Raw genomic sequence first — 19405 nt, 5'->3', positions numbered from 1 at the left:
GGACTCACGGGAGGGCCTCGAAGCGGACGCGGTGGCCGGGGGCGAGCAGGGCCGGGGTGGGGCGGCACGGGTCGAAGAGCGGCGCGTCGGTGCGGCCGATCAGTCGCCAGCCGCCGGGGGTGGCCCGGGGGTAGGCGGCGGTGAACTCGCCGGCCACGGCCACCGAGCCGGCAGGAACCTTGGTGCGCGGCGACGGGAGGCGGGGTTGGCGCAGCGGCTCCGGCAGGCCGGTCAGGTACGCGAAGCCGGGGGCGAAGCCGCAGAACGCGACCCGGTAGGTGGCGCCGGTGTGCAGCTCGACCACCTCGGCGGTGGTCAGGCCCGCGGTGTCGGCGACCAGGTCCAGGTCGGGGCCGTCGTAGCGGACCGGGATGACGACCTCGGTCGAGTCCGTGCCCGGGTGGTGGACCAGCGAGGCGCCGGCCAGGATCCTGCGGATCGACGGCAGCCCACCGGGCCTGGCGACGATCAGGACCGTGCGGGCGGCGGGCACGAGTTCGACCACGTCCGGCGACCCGGCCGCCGCGACCGCGGCGCGCACGGCCTCCACCTCGTCGAGCGAGTCGACCTCGACGAGCACCGCGTCCGTGCCGCACCGCCGCAGTTGCATGGGCACAGCGTAGGTTCGGATTGTTCAACAATCCAACCCGGAGCCGGCTCTCAGCCGACGATGCGCTGCAAGTGGGCCGAGATGTGCGGCTGGAGGGGTTGGCCGACCATGGCCCGCTCCTCGACGTACGCCAGGTCGCCGTTGTTGACGATGCCGTACAGCCGCTGCGCCCCGGTGACCTCCTTGGCGGTCGCCGTGCGGATGACCGCGTCGGTGCCCAGCTCCCAGGACGTCTGGCTGCGCGGCTTGCCGTAGTACAGCTCCACGATCCCGGTGTTGTGCGTGATCAACACCTCGATGGTGTCGTCCGCCTGCGGACGCCAGAAGCCGGTCTCCCGGGCCGCCTGGCGGATCACCGCGCCGTTCTCGTCCAGCAGCCACGCCCTCGCCTCGTAGTAGAGGAACGGCCGGCCGTCGTGCGCGAAGGTGATCTGCTGCCCGTACCGGTACGGGCCGTCGATCGTCGGGTACACGACTTCGCCTTCGCCGCGCCAGACGCCGACGAGCGGCAGCAGCGCCAGGCACCCGTCGTGCAGCGAAGGCCCGCTGCGCAGGTTCGCGGTGTCCGCCGGGATCGGCAGGTCGTCGAACTGCGGCAGGTTCCGCGCGCCCGTCACGGCCGCGCGCGAAACGGCGGCCCGGACGGCCTCGTCACCACTGCCGGGAACCGGCGTGTCGCCGCTCATCGCTGGTCGGAGAACAGCCGGTACACGACGTACCCGGCGAACCACACGACCATCAAGGACACGAGGACCAGGAGCGCTGTGAAGAAGTGTTCCACCCATCCAGTTTAGGCATCCGCCCCGAACAGCGACGACCCCGGTGGCGAACGCCACCGGGGTCGTCGGGAGGTAGCGCCGGGCGAGCCCGTGCGCTCCTGGTCCTGATCCGCTCAGGCCACCGCGACCTCGACCGGGTGCACGCCCGGCCCGTCCGCGTTGACCGACGCCTGCCCGTTGCCCGACCGGTGCAGTGCCCGGATCGTCCACGTGCCCGGCGCGGCGAAGAAGCGGAAGTCGCCGTCGGCGGAGGACACGACCTCGGCGGTGAACTCGCCGGACGAGTCCAGCAGCCGCACGAACGCGCCACCGACCGGGGCGCCCTCGGCGCTGACCTTGCCGGTCAGCACGACCTCGTTCGCGCCCACCTGGATCTCCGCGCCCTGCTCGGGCGCACCGCAGCTGCTGCTCATGGTCAGGCCTCCTTGCCGCTGCCGAGCTCGACCGGCACGCCGACCAGCGAGCCGTACTCGGTCCAGGAACCGTCGTAGTTCTTCACGTCCTCGTGGCCGAGCAGCTCGTGCAGCGCGAACCACGTGTGCGACGAGCGCTCGCCGATGCGGCAGTAGGCGATCGTCTTGCGCGAGCCGTCGAACCCGGCCTCGCCGTAGATCTCGGCCAGCTCCTCGTCCGACTTGAACGTGCCGTCCTCGTTGGCCGCCTTGCTCCACGGCACGTTGATCGCGCTGGGGATGTGGCCGCCGCGCTGCGCCTGCTCCTGCGGCAGGTGCGCGGGGGCCAGCAGCTTGCCGGAGAACTCGTCGGGCGACCGCACGTCGACCAGGTTCTTGTTGCCGATCGCGTCGACGACCTCGTCGCGGAACGCGCGGATCGCCAGGTTCTGCTCCTGCGCGGTGTAGCTCGTCGCGTCGCGCTCGACCGGCTCCTTGTCCAGCGGACGCCCGTCCAGTTCCCACTTCTTCCGGCCGCCGTCGAGCAGCTTCACGCTGTCGTGGCCGTACAGCTTGAAGTACCAGTACGCGTACGCGGCGAACCAGTTGTTGTTGCCGCCGTACAGGATGACGTTGTCGTCGTTGGCGATGCCCTTGGCGGACAGCAGCTTCTCGAAGCCCGCGCGGTCCACGAAGTCGCGGCGCACCGGGTCCTGCAACTCGGTCTTCCAGTCGATCCTCACCGCGCCCGGGATGTGGCCCCCCTCGTAGGCGGAGGTGTCCTCGTCCACCTCCACGAACACCACGCCGGGCGTGGCGAGGTTCTCCTCGGCCCAAGCGGCCGAGACCAGGACGTCTTCACGGCTCATCGAAGCTGCTCCAATTTCTGCGTACTTACTGCGACGGTGTCGACTGGGGTCGGGCGAGTGCGGGTGCGAAGCGGCGCAGGAGCAGGTACATCTCGCAGCCGAGGCACAGGCCGAGCGCGGCGTTGAGCAGCGCGGCGACCAGTGCGGCGGACGTGGCGACGACTCCGAGCGCGGTCAGTCCGGAGGCGTACCCGATCGTGCCCACCAGGGCGAACACGAACCCGACACCCTGCGCGAACCGCAGCGGGGCGGCTTCCTCGCGCTCGGTGGTCGGTGTGATCCGCGGCTGGACGACGTACCGGTAGACGTGGCCCCACGGGTTGAGCTTGAGCGAGATGAACGCGCACATCGCGAAGAGCACGGTCTGTGCGGCGAGCAATCGCCACGACCCGGTCAGCAGGACTACCGCCAGCACGGCGGTGGTGATCCAGGCGCTGAAACGCGGACCGCGCGGGTCCACTGGGGCATCTTTCGGCACGGCGACCTCCTGACGGTGGACAAGACTGGGTAGTCCGTCTTCAGGCGGTGGTAGGCGCAGGCGCACACGTCCGTCAAGGGCGTGGGGACTGCCGGAGACCGCCCGGTCAGCGCGCCGCGCGACACAGGCTGCTGCGCACGCGGCACAGGTCCACCGCGAGTCGCTTGGTCAGCAGCGTGGTCATGCGATCGAGACTAGCCGCTCATCCCTGCTGTCGGGAGTGGTGTCCATCTGGTGGGAGTTGGCAGGTTCACCCGATCGGTCCAGGCAGGTGTGGTCGCAAAGCCGCAATGAGCGTGTCCCGCTTCGGCAGGCCGCCGACGCGCAGCAGTTCCGCGCCGGTCCCGTCCAGGGCCAGCGTCGTCGGCGCGCGCAGCACCCCGAGTTCGGCCGCGACGTCCGGCAGGTCGGTCACGTCGAGCTCGACGTGCCGCAGTCCTTCGGTGCGGTGGGCGAGGTCTTCGAGCAACGCCTTGGTCTGGCGGCACGTGGCGCAGAACGTCGTGGACACCTGCAAGAGCGTGACGTGCGTGTTCGGGTCGAGGAGGGCGCGAACCGGGTCGGGCAGGCGGACGCCCGGCCTGGCCGCTCGCACACGACCGTTCCGCGCGCGCAGCACCACGCCGATCACGGCCACCACCGCGATCGCGCCGAGCAGTGCCCAGACCCCGGTCATCGTCAGCTGCCTTCGTCCAGCGGGATGTCGCTGATGGCGCCTTCCACGGTCAGCGCGCCGCTCTCCACCTTGACAGCGGTCGGCGTCACCGTGAAGGGCAGCTCGCCCGGGTGGATGGTCACGCTCAACGCCTCGCGCACCACGCCGAGCACCGCGTCCAGGCCGGCCAGCGACGCGTCGTCCAGCTCGACGTCGTTCATCGCGATCACCACGTCGCCGTTGACCAGGGTCACCGTGCCGTACGCGGTGATCCGGATCTTGCGGCTCGCCACCGTGGTGTTGCCGGAGAGCTTCACCGCCGCGACCGCCGGGTCCGCCTGCTGCCCCGGGGGCAGCTCGGTGCGGGTGTCCGGCTCGATGGCCATGTCGGTGAACGGCGTGACCTGGTTGACCACCCGGTTCAGGTCGTTCGCCTTGATCTTGACGCTGCCCTGCACCAGGTCGATCTTCGCGCCGCGGGTGTTGCCGGCCAGCAGGTCCGACAGGCCGATGCGGACGTGGCGGAGGTTGGCGTGGATCTCCAGGTCGCGCAGCTGGTCGCGCACGGGCACGCCGGTGGCGCTGATCTCGATGTCCCGGTAGTCGCCCGCGATGGCCTGCGCGACAAACGGGAAGCCGTTGATCCGGACCGACGGGTCCTCGTCCAGCGCGAACTTCTGCCGCATCTTCTGGGCGACCTGGTACTCGCCCGCCGCGGCCAACCCGAAGTCGGCCGCGACCAGCAGCCCGCCCACCACCAGCGCGGTGATGATCAGCTTGCGGCCCCTGGTGGGACGGCGCTTCGTCTCGGTCGCGGTCATCGCCTGCCCTTTGTCCGATCGTCTGCGGTGTGGTCGCTGCCCCCGAGTGGCCGCGTGTGCTCGTCCAGCCAGATCGCCACCCGGTCTACCAGAGCGGGCGTCATCGAGGACTCGGCGTGCCTCATGCCGGGCTCCAGCCACAGCTCCGCGTCGCCGCCCGCCGCCTTGTGCAGAGCGACGGCGTGCGCGGGGCCGAAGTAGTGGTCCTGCTCACCGTGCACGATGAGCAGCGGTGTCGGGGTGATGCGGTGCACGACCTCCAGCGGGCTCTCCGGCGTCGTCACCCACGGCGGACCGAGGCGGACGCCCAGCGCGCGGGCGGCGAGCCTGCCGTGCGGCTGTTCGAGCAGCCAGTGGACGCGGCGCATGGCCACCGTGTCGCGCACCCACCAGCGTGACGGCGCGCTGACAGCCGCCACGGCGTCCGGTTTGTCCTCGTGGAGGCCCGCGTGGCGCAGGGCGATGGACGCGCCCATGGAGAAGCCGACCGTCACCACACGGCGGTACCCGAGCCCGCGCGCAAGTGCGACGCCGGCCGCCAGGTCGTGGATTTCGTCACTACCCACCGAAGATCGTCCGGCGGACCTGCCGTGACCGCGGAAGTCGAGCGCGACGACTCCGCCGTGGTGCGCGAACCGCCGCAACACCCGGCTGACGAAAGGTTTGCGGACGTGGTTCGTGAAGCCGTGACCCACCACGAAAGCGAGATCCGTCACGGACGGTGTGGATCTCACATGCAGACCGTGCAGGAGGACAGCGTCGTGTGACATGGATGTAACAGGCGTGACGCTTGTGGAAACAACTGTGACTCTGACCTGCTGACCTGGGTCTTTCGTGGTGTGCACCGGTATTGTCTCCGTCATCCGCAGGCAACGGGGCCCGGTCACCGTACTTCGCTGTGCCTGGTCGGTGACCAAGCACCGGCCGAACGAGAGGGCGCCGCGATGAGTATCGACGTGCTGCTGTTGACCACCGACTCCGACCCCGAGGCGGTTCTCCCCGCGCTGTCGCTCCTCCCGCACGAGGTGCGCCCGTTGCGCCCGGAGGTCTCGGCGCTGCTGGAAGCCGGTCCCCACGACATCGTGCTGGTGGACGCGCGGACCGACCTGGCCGCCGCGCGCAGCCTGTGCAGGCTGCTCGACTCCAGCGGGGTGGACGTGCCAGTGGTGGCGGTCGTCACCGAGGGTGGTCTGGTCGCGGTGAACTCCGACTGGAGCGTGGACGAGATCCTGCTCCCGACCTCCGGCCCGGCCGAGGTGGACGCCCGACTGCGCCTGGTGCGCTCCCGTCGCGGCACCACGCAGCCCGGCGGCGACGGCTCGATCCAGCTCGGCGAGCTGGTCATCGACGAGGCGACCTACACGGCCCGCCTGCGCGGCCGTCCGCTCGACCTGACGTACAAGGAGTTCGAGCTGCTGAAGTACCTGGCGCAGCACGCCGGCCGGGTGTTCACCCGGGCGCAGCTGCTCCAGGAGGTCTGGGGCTACGACTTCTTCGGCGGCACGCGGACCGTGGACGTGCACGTCCGGCGCCTGCGCGCGAAGCTCGGCCCCGAGCACGAGTCCCTCATCGGCACCGTGCGCAACGTCGGCTACAAGTTCGTCCGCCCGCCGCGCCCCGGCAGCGCCCGCCGCGTCGAGCACTCCGCGCTGGACATCCCGGAGACCACGATCGACGAAGCCGAGCTGATCTACCGTGCTTGATTGCCGCTGCTCCGCAGACGGCGGCGAGGTCGCCCGGAAGTCGGCAGTTCGAGCCTGATTTCGCGACGATCGAAGAGCGTGATCGCCGCGAAATGAGTCTCGACCTACCGACGCGACCTCGCGTCGCGGCTGAGTAGGTTTGTCGTGTGGAATTGAGCTGGTTCGAGGAGTTGTCCCCCGAGCAGGCCGGCGAGGTCTCCGGTCTGCTCGGGGCTGCCCAAGCCGTTGACGGTGTCGCCCCCGTAGGTGAGGCCGTCGTGCTGCGGCTGCACCCCGGCGCACGCGGTAGCAACCACCTGCTGGTCCACGACGGTGGCGCGCTGGTCGGCTACCTGCACGTGGACGTCTTCGGTGACGCGGACGGCAACGAGGTCGCCGAACTCGCCGTCCACCCGGACCACCGCCGTCGTGGCGTCGGCACCGCGCTGGTCGAAGCGGTCGCCGATCGCCCCAAGCCGCTCCGCGTCTGGTCGCACGGCGGTCATCCCGGCGCCGAAGCCCTCGCCGCCAAGTTCGACTACCGCAAGGTCCGCGAACTCCTGCGCCTGCGCAGACTGCTGGACGCCGACCTGCCCGAGCCCGTGCTCCCCGACGGCGTCACGCTGCGCACGTTCGTGCCCGGCCGGGACGAGGCGGCTGTCGTCTACGTCAACCACCGCGCGTTCTCCTGGCACCCCGAGCAGAGCGCGATGAGCATCGAGGATGTGCGGCAGAAGGAAGAGCAGCCGTGGTTCGACCCGGCCGGCTTCCTGCTGGCGATCGACCGCGACGAACGCCTCATCGCCTTCCACTGGACCAAGGCGCACACCGCCGAACTCGGCGAGGTGTACGTGGTGGGCGTCGACCCGGATGCGCAGGGCGGCGGGCTCGGCAAGGCGATCACGCTCGCGGGCCTGGCGCACCTCCGTGACGCCGGGCTCAAGCAGGTCATGTTGTACGTCGAAGCCGACAACGGTGCGGCACTGTCCGTGTACAACCGGTTGGGTTTCACGCGGTGGGACGCGGACGTCCAATACGCCCGGTAGTGACAAACCCATCACGCCATGCAAACGTGCAGGTCACGAGACACCCAAAAGGCGGTGTACTCGGTCACCTCCCGTGTGGAGTTCACCTCTCGTTCACCTTCTCCTGGGTGCCTGTCCACCCTCGCTACCTACCGTCCGTGTCGAGCGGCGGATGTACGCCGCGACATCCGTTCCGTAGCTGGAGGACTCCAGGTGAAGACCAAGCGACACGGCGCCGTTCTCGGCCTGATCGCGGCCGGTGCGCTTCTGCTCACCGCGTGTGGTAGCGACGCGAACACCCCCCAGGGCCAGGCCCCGGCGACCGGCGAGTCGTCGACCCCGGTCGAGTGCGGTGGCAAGTCGAAGCTCAGCGCAGAGGGTTCTTCGGCGCAGAAGAACGCGATGGACACGTTCGTCCAGGCGTACCAGCAGAAGTGCCAGGGCGCGGACCTCGCGTACAACGCGTCCGGCTCCGGCGCCGGCGTGAAGCAGTTCATCGGCGGTCAGGTCGACTTCGGCGGCTCCGACTCGCCGCTGTCCGAGAGCAAGGGCGAGGTCGCCAAGGCGGCCGAGCGCTGCGAGGGCAACCCGGCGTGGAACCTGCCGCTCGTGTTCGGCCCCGTCGCGGTCGGCTACAAGCTGGAAGGCGTCACCGACCTCACGCTGTCCGGCGAGGTCATCGCCAAGATCTTCAACGGCACCGTGAAGAAGTGGAACGACCCGGCCATCGCCGCCCTGAACGGCAGCGCCACGCTGCCCGACAAGGACATCAAGGTCGTCTACCGCTCGGATGAGTCCGGCACCACGGACAACTTCCAGCTGTACCTCGACGCCGCCTCGAAGGGCGCGTGGACGCAGGGCGCGGGCAAGCAGTTCAAGGGCGGTGTCGGCGAGGCCAAGGAGAAGTCCGCCGGTGTCGCGCAGGCCGTCGGCTCCATCGACGGTGCGATCACCTACGTCGAGCTGTCCTTCGCGCAGGACAACAAGCTGTCCCTCGCCAAGATCGACAACGGCGCCGGCGCGGTCGAGCTGAACGACGCCTCGGTCGGCAAGGCCATCGACGGCGCGAAGATCAAGGGCTCCGGCAACGACCTGGTGCTGGACCTGGACTCGATCTACGCCTCCACCGAGGCGGGCACCTACCCGCTGCTGCTCGCCACCTACGAGATCGTCTGCTCGAAGGGCTACGACGCCGAGACCGCGAAGGCCGTCAAGGCGTTCCTCACGGTCGCCGCGACGGACGGTCAGGCAGGCCTGGCGGCCGCGGGTTACGCTCCCGTGCCCAAGGCCTTCCAGGAGAAGTTGCTGACCGCCATCAAGGCGATCGCCTGACCAGGCCGGCACACTCTTCGGGAACGCCATTGCGATGAACGACCGCACAGTGGCCCCACGCCCCGCGGGCACCGGTTCGACCGGTGCCCGCGCGGGCGTTCCGGCTGCCAGACCCGACTCGGAGGCTCCGATTCCCCCGACCACGGAAGCCGACCAGAAGACCATCGTCCGGCCGGGTGACCGGATCTTCGCAGGCCTGGCCACCGGGTCGGGCATCTTCATCGTGGTCCTGATCGCGGCGATCGGCGTCTTCCTGCTGCTCCAGGCCATCCCCTCGCTCGCGCTGGACCAGGTCAACTTCCTGACCAGCCGCGAGTGGTCGACCGGCGACGTCGACAACATGCGGTACGGCATCCTGGACCTGTTCCTGGTGACCGTGGTGTCGGCCGCGTTCGCGTTGATCATCGCGATGCCGATCGCCCTGGGCATCGCCCTGTTCCTCACCCAGTACGCGCCCCGCCGGCTGGCCCGGTCGTTCGCGTACGTCATCGACCTGCTGGCCGCCGTGCCGTCGATCATCTTCGGCCTCTGGGGCCTGCTCGTGCTCGGCCCGGTGCTGACCCCGGTCGGCGAGTGGCTGACCTCGAACCTCGGCTGGATCCCGCTGTTCGCCGAGGGCACCGTCAGCATCGAGCTGGGCGGCACCATCTTCACCGCCGGCATCGTGCTGGCGGTGATGATCCTGCCGATCATCACCGCGGTCAGCCGCGAGGTGTTCGACCGCACGCCGGTCACCCACGTCGAGGGCGCCATCGCGTTGGGCGCCACCAAGTGGGAGGTCGTGCGGACCACCGTGCTGCCGTTCGGCAAGGCCGGTTACGTCAGCGCCTCCATGCTCGGCCTCGGCCGGGCGCTCGGCGAGACGATCGCGTTGACGATCATCCTCAGCGGCACCGGCGCGGCGTTCGCGTGGAGCCTGTTCGACGGCGGCGCGACGTTCGCGTCGAAGATCGCGCTGGCCGCGCCCGAGTTCAACGACCCGCGGACGGCCGGCGCGTACATCGCCGCCGGTCTGGTGCTGTTCGTGCTCACCTTCGGCGTCAACGCCATCGCCCGGTCCATCGTCGCCGGTCACAAGGAGTACGAATGACGACCGACACGGCGGACCTGAACCGCCTCGCCACGCCGCCGACGTTCCAGAGCGTCAGCGGCGGGCGCAAGTTCAAGAACGCGGTCGCCACGACGCTGGTGTACCTGGCGTTCCTCGTCGCGATCGTGCCGCTGATCTGGGTGCTGTTCGTGGTGATCGAACGCGGTTTCCCGGTGGTGGTGAACGCTGACTGGTGGCAGAAGTCGCTGTCCGGTCTGCTGTCCCGCCAGCAGGGCGGCGGCGTCTACCACGCGATCTACGGCACGCTGGTGCAAGGCCTCGTGTGCGGTGTGCTGTCGGTGCCGCTCGGCCTGTTCGTCGGTGTGTACCTGGTGGAGTACGGCGGCCGGTCCAAGCTGTCCAAGGCCACCACGTTCATGGTCGACATCCTGACCGGTGTGCCGTCCATCGTGGCCGCGCTGTTCATCTACACGCTGTGGATCACGTACTTCGGCTTCGGCCGCAGCGGTTTCGCGGTGTCGCTGGCGCTGGTGCTGCTGATGGTGCCGGTGATCGTGCGGACCACCGAGGAAATGCTGAAGATCGTGCCGGACGAGCTGCGCGAGGCGTCCTACGCGCTGGGCATCCCCAAGTGGAAGACGATCGTGAAGGTCGTCATCCCCACGGCGCTGTCCGGCATCATCACCGGCATCATGCTGGCCCTCGCCCGGGTCATGGGCGAGACCGCGCCGGTGCTCGTGCTCGCCGCTTACGCGCCGTACATCAACTACAACCTGTTCGAAGGGCCGATGGCGTCGCTGCCGCTGCTCATGACGTCGGAGCGGAACAACCCGACGCAGGCCGGTTTCGAGCGGATCTGGGGTGCGGCGATCACCCTGGTCATCATCATCACGCTGTTCAACCTGCTGGCTACCGTGATCTCGCGGTGGCTGGCTCCGAAGACGAAGTGAGCGGGCGGTCATGGCCAAGCGCATCGACGTGAAAGACCTCAACCTCTTCTACGGCAAGTTCCACGCCGTGGACGGTGTTTCGCTCGCCGTGCCGCCGAAGAACGTGACGGCGTTCATCGGCCCGTCCGGTTGCGGGAAGTCCACCGTGCTGCGGTCGTTGAACCGCATGCACGAGGTGGCGCCCGGGGCGCGGGTGGAGGGCACCGTGCTGCTGGACGGGGAGGACATCTACGCGTCCTCCGTGGACCCGGTGCAGGTGCGGCGGACCATCGGCATGGTGTTCCAGCGCCCCAACCCGTTCCCGACGATGTCGATCCGGGACAACGTGGTGGCGGGGCTCAAGCTGGCGGGTGAGCGGAACAAGAAGAAGCTCGACGACCTGGCCGAGCAGTCGTTGCGCGGGGCGAACCTGTGGAACGAGGTCAAAGATCGCCTCGACCGGCCTGGTGGCGGGTTGTCGGGTGGCCAGCAGCAGCGGTTGTGCATCGCGCGGGCGATCGCCGTGCAGCCGGACGTGCTGTTGATGGACGAGCCGTGTTCGGCGCTGGACCCCATCTCGACTCTGGCGATCGAGGACTTGATCACCGAGTTGAAGAAGGATTACACGATCGTCATCGTGACCCACAACATGCAGCAGGCGGCGCGGGTCAGCGACCAGACGGCGTTCTTCAACCTGCTGGGCGTCGGTCAGCCGGGTCGGCTGATCGAGGTGGACGACACCGAGAAGATCTTCTCGAACCCGAGCCAGAAGGCCACGGAGGACTACATCTCCGGCCGTTTCGGCTGATCCGGCTGGTACCCGGTTCTGTCCGCGGAGCCCTTCCACCTGCGGTGGGAGGGCTTTTGCGCGTTCGGGTGACACGGGAACCGGGTGCTCGCCCCTAGCGTCAAAATCGAGACAGGGTCCTCCTTTCGGGGGTACCGTGACGGTTGGGATCGGCAGACTCGCAGGGGGTAACCGTGGCGGTGGAAGGTGCGTGGAGCGCACAGTCCATGCAGGCGATGACGGCCAGCATGGTCGGCCTGAAGCAGGCCGCCGAGTCGGGCTCGTTCGCGATCAGTGAGGACGGCGCGCAGGCCTACCTGAAGGCCATCGACGCCGCTGAGAAGGACCTGGTCAAGCTCGACAACCAGATGAGCCTGTTGCGCCAGGAGGTCAAGCTCGGCACCAGCCCCGACGCCACCGCTCTGACGAGCTACAACCGTGAGAACGTCGAGGGTGGAGCGGGCACGACGGGAATCGTGCCGGCGATCGAGCAACTGCAGTCCGCGTTGAGCGAGGCACGTGAGGCGTTGCAGAAGGCGATCGAGAACTATCGTGAGGTCGACAGCTCGAACGCCAGCACCTACAAGCGCTACTGAGGGTGGAAGCAGTTGATCAAGGGATTGTCGGCCCGCGTCGTCTTGTCGCTGACGGTGCTCGGTGCCGTTGTCACCGGCTGCAGCACCGGCGGAACGGCCACGCCGGGGCCGACCACCACGTCGGCGACGACGGAGCAGACGGCGAAGGGCACCACCACGACGAAGCCTTCCGGCGGCGGGGACTCGCTCGCGGACTTCGACGCGTGCGAGGTCCTGAACTCGGTCGCGGCACAGCTGAACCTGACCGAGGTCGAGGAGGAAAGCCGCGGCGCTTGCGGTGCCGTCGCCTCGCCGGGCAGTGGCGTGACGATCAAGGCTCAACCCGAGTTGGCGATCGCCGACGCGGCGGGTGACGGCAAGAAGTCCGACATCCCCATCGGCCCGCGCAAGGCCAGGCTCGTCGAGGCGCCGGGAACCAACAAGTCGTGCCTGGTGGCGGTGGAAGTCGGTCCGACGTCGAGGGTCGACGTCGTCGCTTCCTCCCGCTCGTTGGAGACCTCTTGCGAGCTCGCCACCAAGGTCGCCACTGCCATCGAACCGAAGCTGCCGAAGTAACCCGAGGGGGAGAACGTCGTGACGCCGCCGAATTCGCAGCCGCCGCAGCCGCAGCCCAACAGCCAGGCGACCCAGGTCACCTACGCCGGTGAGAACGAGGCCGCACTTCATGCCGAGTTCGTGGCGGGGCAGCGCGACAATCCAAGCTTCTTCGGCATGTTCGACACTATTGCCGACTACGTCCAGTACAAGGCGCAGTCCGCGCAGTACCAGTCGCAGCAGGAGCAGCAGCTCGAGCAGGTCGTGGAGACCTATCGGCCGCCGCTGACGCCGTCCGGTGCGTTCTACATGGGTCACGACCACAAGGCCCTCAAGGGCATGGTCACCGACAACATGGCTCCCAGCACCGCGAACGAGCAGGGCGAGGCCTGGACCAAGATCGGCAACACGCTGGCCCAGCTCCAGACCGATCTCACGAGCGCGACCAACGCCAGCAAGGGCGCCTGGCAGGGTGCGGCGGCCGAGTCGGCTCAGGGGTACTTCACCAACGTCGCCACCTGGTCCGGTAACGCGGCGCAAGGCGCGCAGCTCACGGGTAACAAGCTCTACTCCCAGAGCACGGCCGCCGAGCAGGCGAAGAACGCGATGCCCGAACCGGTCGAGTTCAGCACCGCCGACGCCTACAAGATGTTCTTCTCCGAGCCCAACCCCCTCAAGTGGGCCGCGACGATCGACCAGATCGAGCAGAAGTTCGAGGAGAAGCAGCAGGCCCACGAACGGGCGGCCGAGGTCATGACGACCATGTCCACGAGCTTCCAGGAGTCGGGCTCGACCATGCCCGCCTTCTCCCCGCCCCCGCCGATGGAGGGTGGCGGCGGCACTGGCGAACCGGGCAAGCCGGGCACGGCCGAGATCGGCGGCCGGCCGACCATGCCGAGCGGTGTCGGGACGGGCACAGGCACGGGTACCGGGACCGGCACTGGCACAGGTACCGGCACGGGCGACTTCGGCAGCATCCCCGGCCCCGGCGGCACCACGAACCAGTCCGGTGTGAACGGGCCCGGCACCGGTGGCGGCACCACGTACCCGCCCGGCCCCGGCGGCGGCCAGAACCTCCCGCCCGGCACCGGCGGTGGTCCCTACCCGCCCGGCGGCGGCCCGTACCTGCCCCCCGGTCCCAACGGTCGGCCGAACCTGCCGCCCAACGGACGTCCCACCGGGCCGAACGGCCCCGGGCGCTTCCCCAACGGTCCGGGCGGTGGTCCTGGCGGCTCCGGCGGCGGACGCTTCCCAGGCGGCGGTCCCGGTGGCGGCCCGGGTGGCGGTCCCGGTGGCAGCGCGGCTGCCGGTCGCGGTGGCATGGGCGGCGGGTTCGGACCCGGCGGCAGCGCGGGCACGCTCGGTGACTCCCACCGGTCCGGCGCGGGCGGTTTCGGTCCCGGCGGCAGCGGTGGTCCTGGTGGCGCCGGTGCGGCGGGTCGCGGCGGCGCGGCCGGCATGGGTGCGGCAGGCATGGGCGGCGCGGGCGCCGGTCGTGGTCAGGGTGACGAGGACAAGGAGCACAAGGCCGCGTCCTACCTGGTCGAGACCGAGGACGTCTTCGGCGACGGCACCATGGTCGCCCCGCCCGTCATCGGCGGGTGAGCGTGTTCTCGTTCGCCCTGTCGTTCGCGGCGGCCGACATGCTCTGGGAAGACCTGAAGCTCGGCAGCCGGCCCTACCCGTTCGAATTCCCGTACCTCGGGCACACGATCGACGAACGGCGCGGCATCCGCGACGCCGTCTACCGCGACCTCGAATCGCGCGGCCTGGCCAATCGCGGCCGGGTCGCGCCCGAGGTGGAGGAAGCGCTGACCCTGTTGGTGCGCTTCGACTTCTCCCTCAACGCGGTGGCGTCGCTCGACGCCCGCAACGTCGAGCGCCAGCTCCTCGCACGCGCCGGCGCGGCCGGTGAGAACGCGGCCCTCGCGGTGATGGACGACCGGCAGATCAAGGTCGACCTGATGCGCTCGGCCGCAGTGCTGCGCACGGTCGTGGACCTCGTTCCGCCCTCACGACCCGGCCCCGGCCAGTCGATCACGGTGCCGATGCCCACGTCCGCACCGCCGGCGCCCCCTCGCCGGGACGACGATTTCGGCCAGGCCAGGTTCACCCAGGCCATGGCGCCGCGCTCCACCGCGTCGACGCAGGTCCGCGCGCTGGAATCGGTGTTCGAACGCCCGCGCCTGCGGGTCGGCCAGTTCGGCGTCACGGTGCGCGGCAGGCACGGTCGGGAGCAGCGGGCGCCGCAGATCGCCTGGTTCGACAACGACCAGGGCCGCTACATGTCCCAGACCCGGCAGGGGCCGGACGGCCAGAAGTGGCTCACCCACGCCCCCGCCGACAACGCGCGCATCGCCGCCCAGCTCGCGCAGGAGCTGAACGGCCTGCTCAACTGACGCTCAGGTCGACTCGGCGCCGCTGCCGCTGCCGTGGTAGCCGGGCATCCGGCCGGTGACCACGAAGACGGTGCGCTTGGCCACCGACACCGCGTGGTCGGCGAACCGCTCGTAGAACCGGCCGAGCAGCGTGGTGTCGACCGCGGCCGGCACGCCGTGCGCCCAGTCCTTGTCCATGATCACCGTGAACAGGTGCCGGTGCAGGTCGTCCATCGCGTCGTCGGCGTCCTCCAGCGACCGCGCCCGCGCCACGTCCTGGGTGCGGATGATGTCGGTCGCCTCACGCGCCAGCTCGACCGCGATGCGGCCCATCTCGGAGAAGTACGGCCGCACCGTGTCCGGCAGCACCGGGTTCGGGTGCCTGCGCCGCGCGGCCTTCGCCACGTGCAGCGCCAGGTCGCCCATCCGCTCCACGCTCTCCGCCGCGTGGATCACCGCGAGCACGATCCGCAGGTCGGTGGCGACCGGCGCCTGCAACGCCAGCAGCGCGTACGCCTGCTCCTCGATGTCGGCGCGCACATCGTCGATCTTGGTGTCGTCACCGATCACCTGCTCCGCGAGGGCGAGATCCGCCCCGAGCAACGAAGTGGTCGCACGCTCCATCGCGACGCCGGCCATCCCGCACATGTCGGCGAGCTGGTCTGCGAGGTGTCCGAGCTGATCGTGGTAGGCCTCACGCATGGGCGTCAGCCTACGGTGAGGCCGTCGCGGTAGCGACCCGCCCCGGTGAACCCGTGGTGAACCCAAAACGTCCAGTCGGTCTAGGCGCAGGGATCCTTGCCCGCGTTGGTGACTTCCAGGTTCGGCGGTGGCGCGGGCTTGTTCGGCTCGGCGCCCGCGGGTTGCGGCGCCCGGACCTCTTCGTCCCAGCCCGGCCCGATCAGCAGCAGCACCGCGCCACCCATGCCCGCGTCGAACACCAGCGTCGCGCCCGGCACCGAGGACTGCAACGTCGCCGCGGCGTCCTCACCGCCGACCCCGTACTTGATGACGGTCTTGTCGGCGGGCGGCGCGTTGTCGCTGATGACCACTTCGTAGCCGAGCTGCCGCAGGGTCGTACTGGTCTCGCCCGCCGCGCCGCCGTTGTCCGGATCACCGTTGCGCACCTGGACCTTCAGGCCCTTGGGGTCGATGATCTTGCCCTGCTTCGGGCCGGGCGGAGGCGCCGCCTGGCTCGCCTTGTTCGGGTCCGGCGTCGTGGTGTCCGGGGTTTCGTCCGGCAGCGGCGTGCCGTCGATGATGGCCTGGAACAAAGCCTTGGTCTCGGCTTCCTTCAACAGCTCCAGGTTGTCGTCGTGGCTCTTCGTCGGACCCTCGGCCGTGTCGTGCGGCACGGTGACGAAACTGACCCGGCCCGCTTCCAGGCTCTGCAACGACTGCGCCAGCGTGAGCATGTCGTTCACGCCGATGTTCTGGCCGACGGTGGAGGCGGCGAACGCGTTGAGGAAACCGTTGAGCTTGCCCGGGTTCAGCAGGATCTCCGACGACAAAGCCTTGCGCAGCAACGAGGAGAGGAACTGCTGCTGCCGCTTGACGCGGTCGAAGTCGGTCTTGCTCTCGCCTTCGACCTTGCGCGCCCGCACGTAGTCGAGCGCCTTGGTGCCGTTGATCTCGTACTTGCCCGGCTTGTCGAAGAGCATGCCGAGCTCTTCGTCGTCCATCGGCTTCGCCACGCACACCGGGACGGTGCCGATGGCGTCGACCATGCCCTTGAAGCCGTTGAAGTCCACGCTGATGAAGTGGTTGATCTCCAACCCGGTCAGCTCGGTCATGAACGCGCTGACGCACTTCGGCCCGCCGACCGCGTACGGCTCGTTGGCCTTCACGTCCTCGGCGGCGTCGAGCATGTCGCCGGTGTACTGGCCGCTGGTGGGATCCCACCGCTCGCACTTGGGCCGCTTGATGAGGAGGTCGCGCGGCACCGAGACGACGACCATGCGCTTACGGTCGGCCGGGATGTGCGCGAGCATCAGCACGTCCGAACGCGCGCCTTGGGTGTTCTCGGTGTTCGGGTCGCCGACACCGTCTTCCGGTTTGGCGCCCGCACGGGTGTCCGAGCCGACGATGAGGAAGTTCTCGTCGCCGAGCTGCTTCTCCGCCTCGTGCACGGCGGCGGAGTTGGTGTTCAGTGCGTCGATCTCGGTGAACTTGCTGTCGATGTAGAGCATCGCGCCCCAGCCGAGGCCGGTGGACACGAACACCAGGATGGCGGCGGTCAGCGCGACGGCCTTGATCGAGCGGACGATCTTGGTGTGCTTGGCCGTGCGACCGGGGCGACGGGGGCCGCCCTCGTCGGGGACGTCGACCGGTGAGGCGTACTCGGTGGCGTCCTCGTCCTCCTCCTGCTTCCACGGCATGAGCTTCTGGCGGCGTTCCTTGCGGATGCGCTCCTGCTCGGCCAGTTCGTCGTGGACGGCGGAGAAGCGTGCCAGCGTGTGGTCGACCTCGCGGCGCTTCTTGACGTCGTCGCTGATGGCCTCCATCTCCGTGGTGAGGCTGGAGGGATCGATGGTCTCGCGCGGCTCCGGGCGTCCGCTGGCGAGGCGGTCGGCGATGACCGGCGGGGCTTGGTCGAGCGCGGCGGCGCTGTCCGCGGCGAACCTACGACCGGCCACATCACCGACCGGACGGGGACCACTGCCGTCGGGACGGCGGCCGGTGCTGTCGACGGGTTCGCCGGTTTCGGCGAGGCGGCGTGGGCGGGCGGGATCGTCCACCGGTGCGCCGTTCTCCGCGAGACGACGAGGTCCGCTGCCGTCGGGGCGGCGGCCGGTGAGGTCTTCGGCGGGCGGGCCTTCGGCGAGGCGGCGTGGACGGGCGTTCGGGTCTTCGGGCAGACCGGAAGGGCCTTCGGCGAGTCGGCGAGGGCCGCTTTGAGGTCGGCCGCCGTCGTCAGCCGGCGCGCCGCCTTCGGCGAGTCGGCGTGGGCTGCCCTGAGGTCGGCCACCTTCGTCACCCGGAGCGCCGCCTTCAGCGAGTCGGCGGGGACCGCTGCCGCGGGATCGGCCGCCGTCTTCGGCCGGTGCGCCGTTCTCAGCGAGGCGACGCGGGCCGCTGCCATCGGGCAGACGTCGGCCCGCGGGGTCTTCGACCGGCATACCGGGCCTCGGCCCGTCGGCCGGACGACGCGGGTCCGCGGCCGGGTCTTCGGGCCGCGGCCGTCGGCCGGTCTGGGGGCCGCCGGTCAGGTCGTGCGGTCCACTGCCGTTCCCAGGTCCGTTCCCGGGTCCGTTCCCGAGTCGGCGAGCGACGTCACCGGCGTCCGGGCGCGGGCCGTCCGCGAGACGACGCGGACCGTCGGCCGGTGGCGGGCCGGGGTGCGGGCGCCGGCCGGTGTTCTCGCCGGGACGCGGGGCGTCCGGGCGCGGCCCGACGCCCTCGGGCGCGCCTTCGGTCCGGCGGCCAGGTGCGTCCCGACGGCCGGGTGTGTCCGGGGCCAAGCCTTCGGGATGCCGACGCGGACCACTGCCGTCCGCCAGGCGGCCGGGTGTGTCAGGGGCGAGGTCTTCGGGACGCCGTCGCGGGCCGCTGCCGTCCGGGAGCCGTCGACCCGGCGCGGCGCCGGGGACGTCGGGGCGCTGGCCGGTGTCCGCGAGTCGCCGCGGAGCCGCGGTCGGGTCTTGAGGGCCTGCGGGCCGTCCGTTGGGCGGGATTCGCCTGCTCGGCTCGCCCGGCACGTCAGGGCGCGAGGTGGGCGCGGGGCGTCGGGGGTCCACGTCGTCCGGTCGGCCCGCGTAACCGTTCGGCGCGCCGTTCGCCGGTCGTGGGCTGCCGCGTCGTCCGCCGTCTTCCGGACGGCGCGGGGCGTCACCGGGGACATCGGGCCGGCGGCGGGTGTCCTCCGGGATCGGCCGGGGCGTCCGGTTGCCGGTGCCCTCGCCGGTCGCGGCGAAGAAGTCGTTCGGAGGCGGCGGCGCGGCGGCACGGCGGCCGGCGGGCGGTGCGCCGTTCGTCGGCCTCGGTCGCGTGCCGGTGTCCTCAGGCGCGGGTGGCGCGTAGTTCGGTGGTGGAGCGGGCCTCTGCGGCGGCTCGGGGGCGGCACGGCGGCCGGTGCTCTCCGCGGCGCGTTGCCCGTTCGGGGGCGGCGCGGGTCTGCGGGGCGGCTCCGGCTCGGGCGCGGCACGCCTGCCGGTGTCCGACGGGCCGGGAGGCACCGGACGTGGGATATTCGTGCGGCTGTGCTGCTCCAGCAGGTCGGACACGCTCAGCCCACCGGCGTCCAGGGACCTCCGGCGTCGTCCGGTCGGCGGGTCTTCCTGGGAGGACTGGTCACCTCCGGGTCCGGGGCCGCCACGGCGGGGCTCGTCGGGCACCCGGTCTCCCTTCAGCTTCGGTCAATAGTCGGTCGTCATCACGAGTTGACGACAGCAAGGACACATTGGTTGCACCAACGGCGTGTCACTTGCCTTGGCGATACTACGGACGACCGCCAGTCCTGACGACCACTCCCGGTGATACAGGGGTCG

The 19405-nt window shown here is 70.2% G+C and carries 21 protein-coding genes; 10 read left to right on the top strand and 11 right to left on the bottom strand.

Translation table 11 applies throughout. From position 1 onward, the window contains the following. Positions 1-4: 4 nt before the first annotated feature. The 9 genes from F4560_RS30745 to F4560_RS30710 form a co-directional block, all read right to left on the bottom strand. Complete coding sequence (locus F4560_RS30745; RefSeq protein WP_184926058.1) at positions 5-610, bottom strand: 5-oxoprolinase subunit B family protein; 606 nt, start codon at positions 608-610, stop codon at positions 5-7. Positions 611-660: 50 nt separating this feature from the next. Next, positions 661-1296, bottom strand: a complete 636-nt coding sequence (locus F4560_RS30740) for a heme-binding beta-barrel domain-containing protein (RefSeq protein WP_184926055.1) — start codon at positions 1294-1296, stop codon at positions 661-663. A 206-nt stretch (positions 1297-1502) separates the two neighbouring features. Next, entirely contained in the window at positions 1503-1802 is a 300-nt protein-coding gene (locus F4560_RS30735; protein WP_184926053.1) for a DUF1416 domain-containing protein, read from the bottom strand. Positions 1803-1804: 2 nt separating this feature from the next. Continuing rightward, positions 1805-2650 (bottom strand): sulfurtransferase, encoded by an 846-nt coding sequence (locus F4560_RS30730; RefSeq protein WP_184926050.1) that lies wholly within the window; start codon positions 2648-2650, stop codon positions 1805-1807. A gap of 25 nt (positions 2651-2675) precedes the next feature. Further along, entirely contained in the window at positions 2676-3128 is a 453-nt protein-coding gene (locus F4560_RS30725) for a DUF4395 domain-containing protein (protein ID WP_184926047.1), read from the bottom strand. Between the two features lie 106 nt (positions 3129-3234). Then, on the bottom strand, positions 3235-3312 hold the full coding sequence (locus F4560_RS46720) for a putative leader peptide (RefSeq protein WP_360462167.1): 78 nt from the start codon (positions 3310-3312) through the stop codon (positions 3235-3237). A 66-nt stretch (positions 3313-3378) separates the two neighbouring features. Beyond that, positions 3379-3804: a TlpA family protein disulfide reductase gene (locus tag F4560_RS30720; RefSeq protein ID WP_184926044.1), complete on the bottom strand. Its 426-nt coding sequence runs from the start codon at positions 3802-3804 to the stop codon at positions 3379-3381. 2 nt (positions 3805-3806) lie between these two features. Then, positions 3807-4604: an LmeA family phospholipid-binding protein gene (locus F4560_RS30715; protein WP_184926041.1), complete on the bottom strand. Its 798-nt coding sequence runs from the start codon at positions 4602-4604 to the stop codon at positions 3807-3809. Next, entirely contained in the window at positions 4601-5320 is a 720-nt protein-coding gene (locus F4560_RS30710; RefSeq protein ID WP_312869575.1) for an alpha/beta hydrolase family protein, read from the bottom strand. The genes F4560_RS30715 and F4560_RS30710 overlap by 4 nt, the downstream gene beginning before the upstream one ends. A 228-nt stretch (positions 5321-5548) precedes the next feature. Here F4560_RS30710 and F4560_RS30705 point away from each other — a divergent pair, with 228 nt between their 5' ends. The 10 genes from F4560_RS30705 (at position 5549) to F4560_RS30660 (ending at position 14939) form a co-directional block, all read left to right on the top strand. Further along, positions 5549-6307, top strand: coding sequence for a response regulator transcription factor (locus F4560_RS30705; RefSeq protein ID WP_184926035.1), 759 nt, complete (start codon positions 5549-5551; stop codon positions 6305-6307). Between the two features lie 146 nt (positions 6308-6453). Beyond that, on the top strand, positions 6454-7332 hold the full coding sequence (gene mshD, locus F4560_RS30700; protein WP_184926031.1) for a mycothiol synthase: 879 nt from the start codon (positions 6454-6456) through the stop codon (positions 7330-7332). Between the two features lie 192 nt (positions 7333-7524). Further along, on the top strand, positions 7525-8643 hold the full coding sequence (gene pstS, locus F4560_RS30695) for a phosphate ABC transporter substrate-binding protein PstS (protein ID WP_184926028.1): 1119 nt from the start codon (positions 7525-7527) through the stop codon (positions 8641-8643). A 34-nt stretch (positions 8644-8677) separates the two neighbouring features. Further along, positions 8678-9733 (top strand): phosphate ABC transporter permease subunit PstC, encoded by a 1056-nt coding sequence (pstC, locus tag F4560_RS30690; RefSeq protein ID WP_184926025.1) that lies wholly within the window; start codon positions 8678-8680, stop codon positions 9731-9733. Beyond that, positions 9730-10644: a phosphate ABC transporter permease PstA gene (gene pstA / locus F4560_RS30685; protein ID WP_184926022.1), complete on the top strand. Its 915-nt coding sequence runs from the start codon at positions 9730-9732 to the stop codon at positions 10642-10644. Before pstC ends, pstA begins: the two co-directional genes overlap by 4 nt. Positions 10645-10654: 10 nt before the next feature. Then, the gene (gene pstB, locus F4560_RS30680; RefSeq protein ID WP_184926019.1) at positions 10655-11431 is read left to right on the top strand and encodes a phosphate ABC transporter ATP-binding protein PstB; all 777 of its coding nucleotides are present in this window, start codon (positions 10655-10657) and stop codon (positions 11429-11431) included. A 173-nt stretch (positions 11432-11604) separates the two neighbouring features. Next, positions 11605-12006 (top strand): hypothetical protein, encoded by a 402-nt coding sequence (locus tag F4560_RS30675; protein WP_312869574.1) that lies wholly within the window; start codon positions 11605-11607, stop codon positions 12004-12006. A gap of 12 nt (positions 12007-12018) precedes the next feature. Next, positions 12019-12561, top strand: coding sequence for a DUF3558 family protein (locus F4560_RS30670; protein ID WP_184926016.1), 543 nt, complete (start codon positions 12019-12021; stop codon positions 12559-12561). Between the two features lie 18 nt (positions 12562-12579). After that, the gene (locus F4560_RS30665; RefSeq protein WP_184926013.1) at positions 12580-14145 is read left to right on the top strand and encodes a hypothetical protein; all 1566 of its coding nucleotides are present in this window, start codon (positions 12580-12582) and stop codon (positions 14143-14145) included. Continuing rightward, positions 14142-14939, top strand: coding sequence for an ESX secretion-associated protein EspG (locus F4560_RS30660; RefSeq protein ID WP_184926010.1), 798 nt, complete (start codon positions 14142-14144; stop codon positions 14937-14939). Before F4560_RS30665 ends, F4560_RS30660 begins: the two co-directional genes overlap by 4 nt. Before the next feature lie 3 nt (positions 14940-14942). Here the strand turns inward: F4560_RS30660 and phoU are convergent, their stop codons facing one another. Both phoU and F4560_RS46320 read right to left on the bottom strand, forming a co-directional pair. Beyond that, entirely contained in the window at positions 14943-15620 is a 678-nt protein-coding gene (phoU, locus tag F4560_RS30655; RefSeq protein WP_184926007.1) for a phosphate signaling complex protein PhoU, read from the bottom strand. A gap of 80 nt (positions 15621-15700) precedes the next feature. Continuing rightward, positions 15701-19252, bottom strand: coding sequence for an LCP family glycopolymer transferase (locus F4560_RS46320; RefSeq protein ID WP_184926004.1), 3552 nt, complete (start codon positions 19250-19252; stop codon positions 15701-15703). Between the last annotated feature and the right edge of the window lie 153 nt (positions 19253-19405).

The sequence above is a fragment of the Saccharothrix ecbatanensis genome (assembly GCF_014205015.1).
Lineage (GTDB): Bacteria > Actinomycetota > Actinomycetes > Mycobacteriales > Pseudonocardiaceae > Actinosynnema > Actinosynnema ecbatanense.
The sequence above is the reverse complement of the archived record's forward strand: the minus strand, read 5'-3'. Positions and strand labels throughout refer to the sequence as shown.

What these genes read in the sequence shown, in the direction of transcription:
- F4560_RS30745 (WP_184926058.1), bottom strand. Translation starts at nt 610, where the DNA reads ATGCAACTGCGGCGGTGCGGCACGGACGCGGTGCTCGTCGAGGTCGAC.
- F4560_RS30740 (WP_184926055.1), bottom strand. Translation starts at nt 1,296, where the DNA reads ATGAGCGGCGACACGCCGGTTCCCGGCAGTGGTGACGAGGCCGTCCGG.
- F4560_RS30735 (WP_184926053.1), bottom strand. Translation starts at nt 1,802, where the DNA reads ATGAGCAGCAGCTGCGGTGCGCCCGAGCAGGGCGCGGAGATCCAGGTG.
- F4560_RS30730 (WP_184926050.1), bottom strand. Translation starts at nt 2,650, where the DNA reads ATGAGCCGTGAAGACGTCCTGGTCTCGGCCGCTTGGGCCGAGGAGAAC.
- F4560_RS46720 (WP_360462167.1), bottom strand. Translation starts at nt 3,312, where the DNA reads ATGACCACGCTGCTGACCAAGCGACTCGCGGTGGACCTGTGCCGCGTG.
- F4560_RS30720 (WP_184926044.1), bottom strand. Translation starts at nt 3,804, where the DNA reads ATGACCGGGGTCTGGGCACTGCTCGGCGCGATCGCGGTGGTGGCCGTG.
- F4560_RS30715 (WP_184926041.1), bottom strand. Translation starts at nt 4,604, where the DNA reads ATGACCGCGACCGAGACGAAGCGCCGTCCCACCAGGGGCCGCAAGCTG.
- F4560_RS30705 (WP_184926035.1), top strand. Translation starts at nt 5,549, where the DNA reads ATGAGTATCGACGTGCTGCTGTTGACCACCGACTCCGACCCCGAGGCG.
- pstC (WP_184926025.1), top strand. Translation starts at nt 8,678, where the DNA reads ATGAACGACCGCACAGTGGCCCCACGCCCCGCGGGCACCGGTTCGACC.
- pstA (WP_184926022.1), top strand. Translation starts at nt 9,730, where the DNA reads ATGACGACCGACACGGCGGACCTGAACCGCCTCGCCACGCCGCCGACG.
- pstB (WP_184926019.1), top strand. Translation starts at nt 10,655, where the DNA reads ATGGCCAAGCGCATCGACGTGAAAGACCTCAACCTCTTCTACGGCAAG.
- phoU (WP_184926007.1), bottom strand. Translation starts at nt 15,620, where the DNA reads ATGCGTGAGGCCTACCACGATCAGCTCGGACACCTCGCAGACCAGCTC.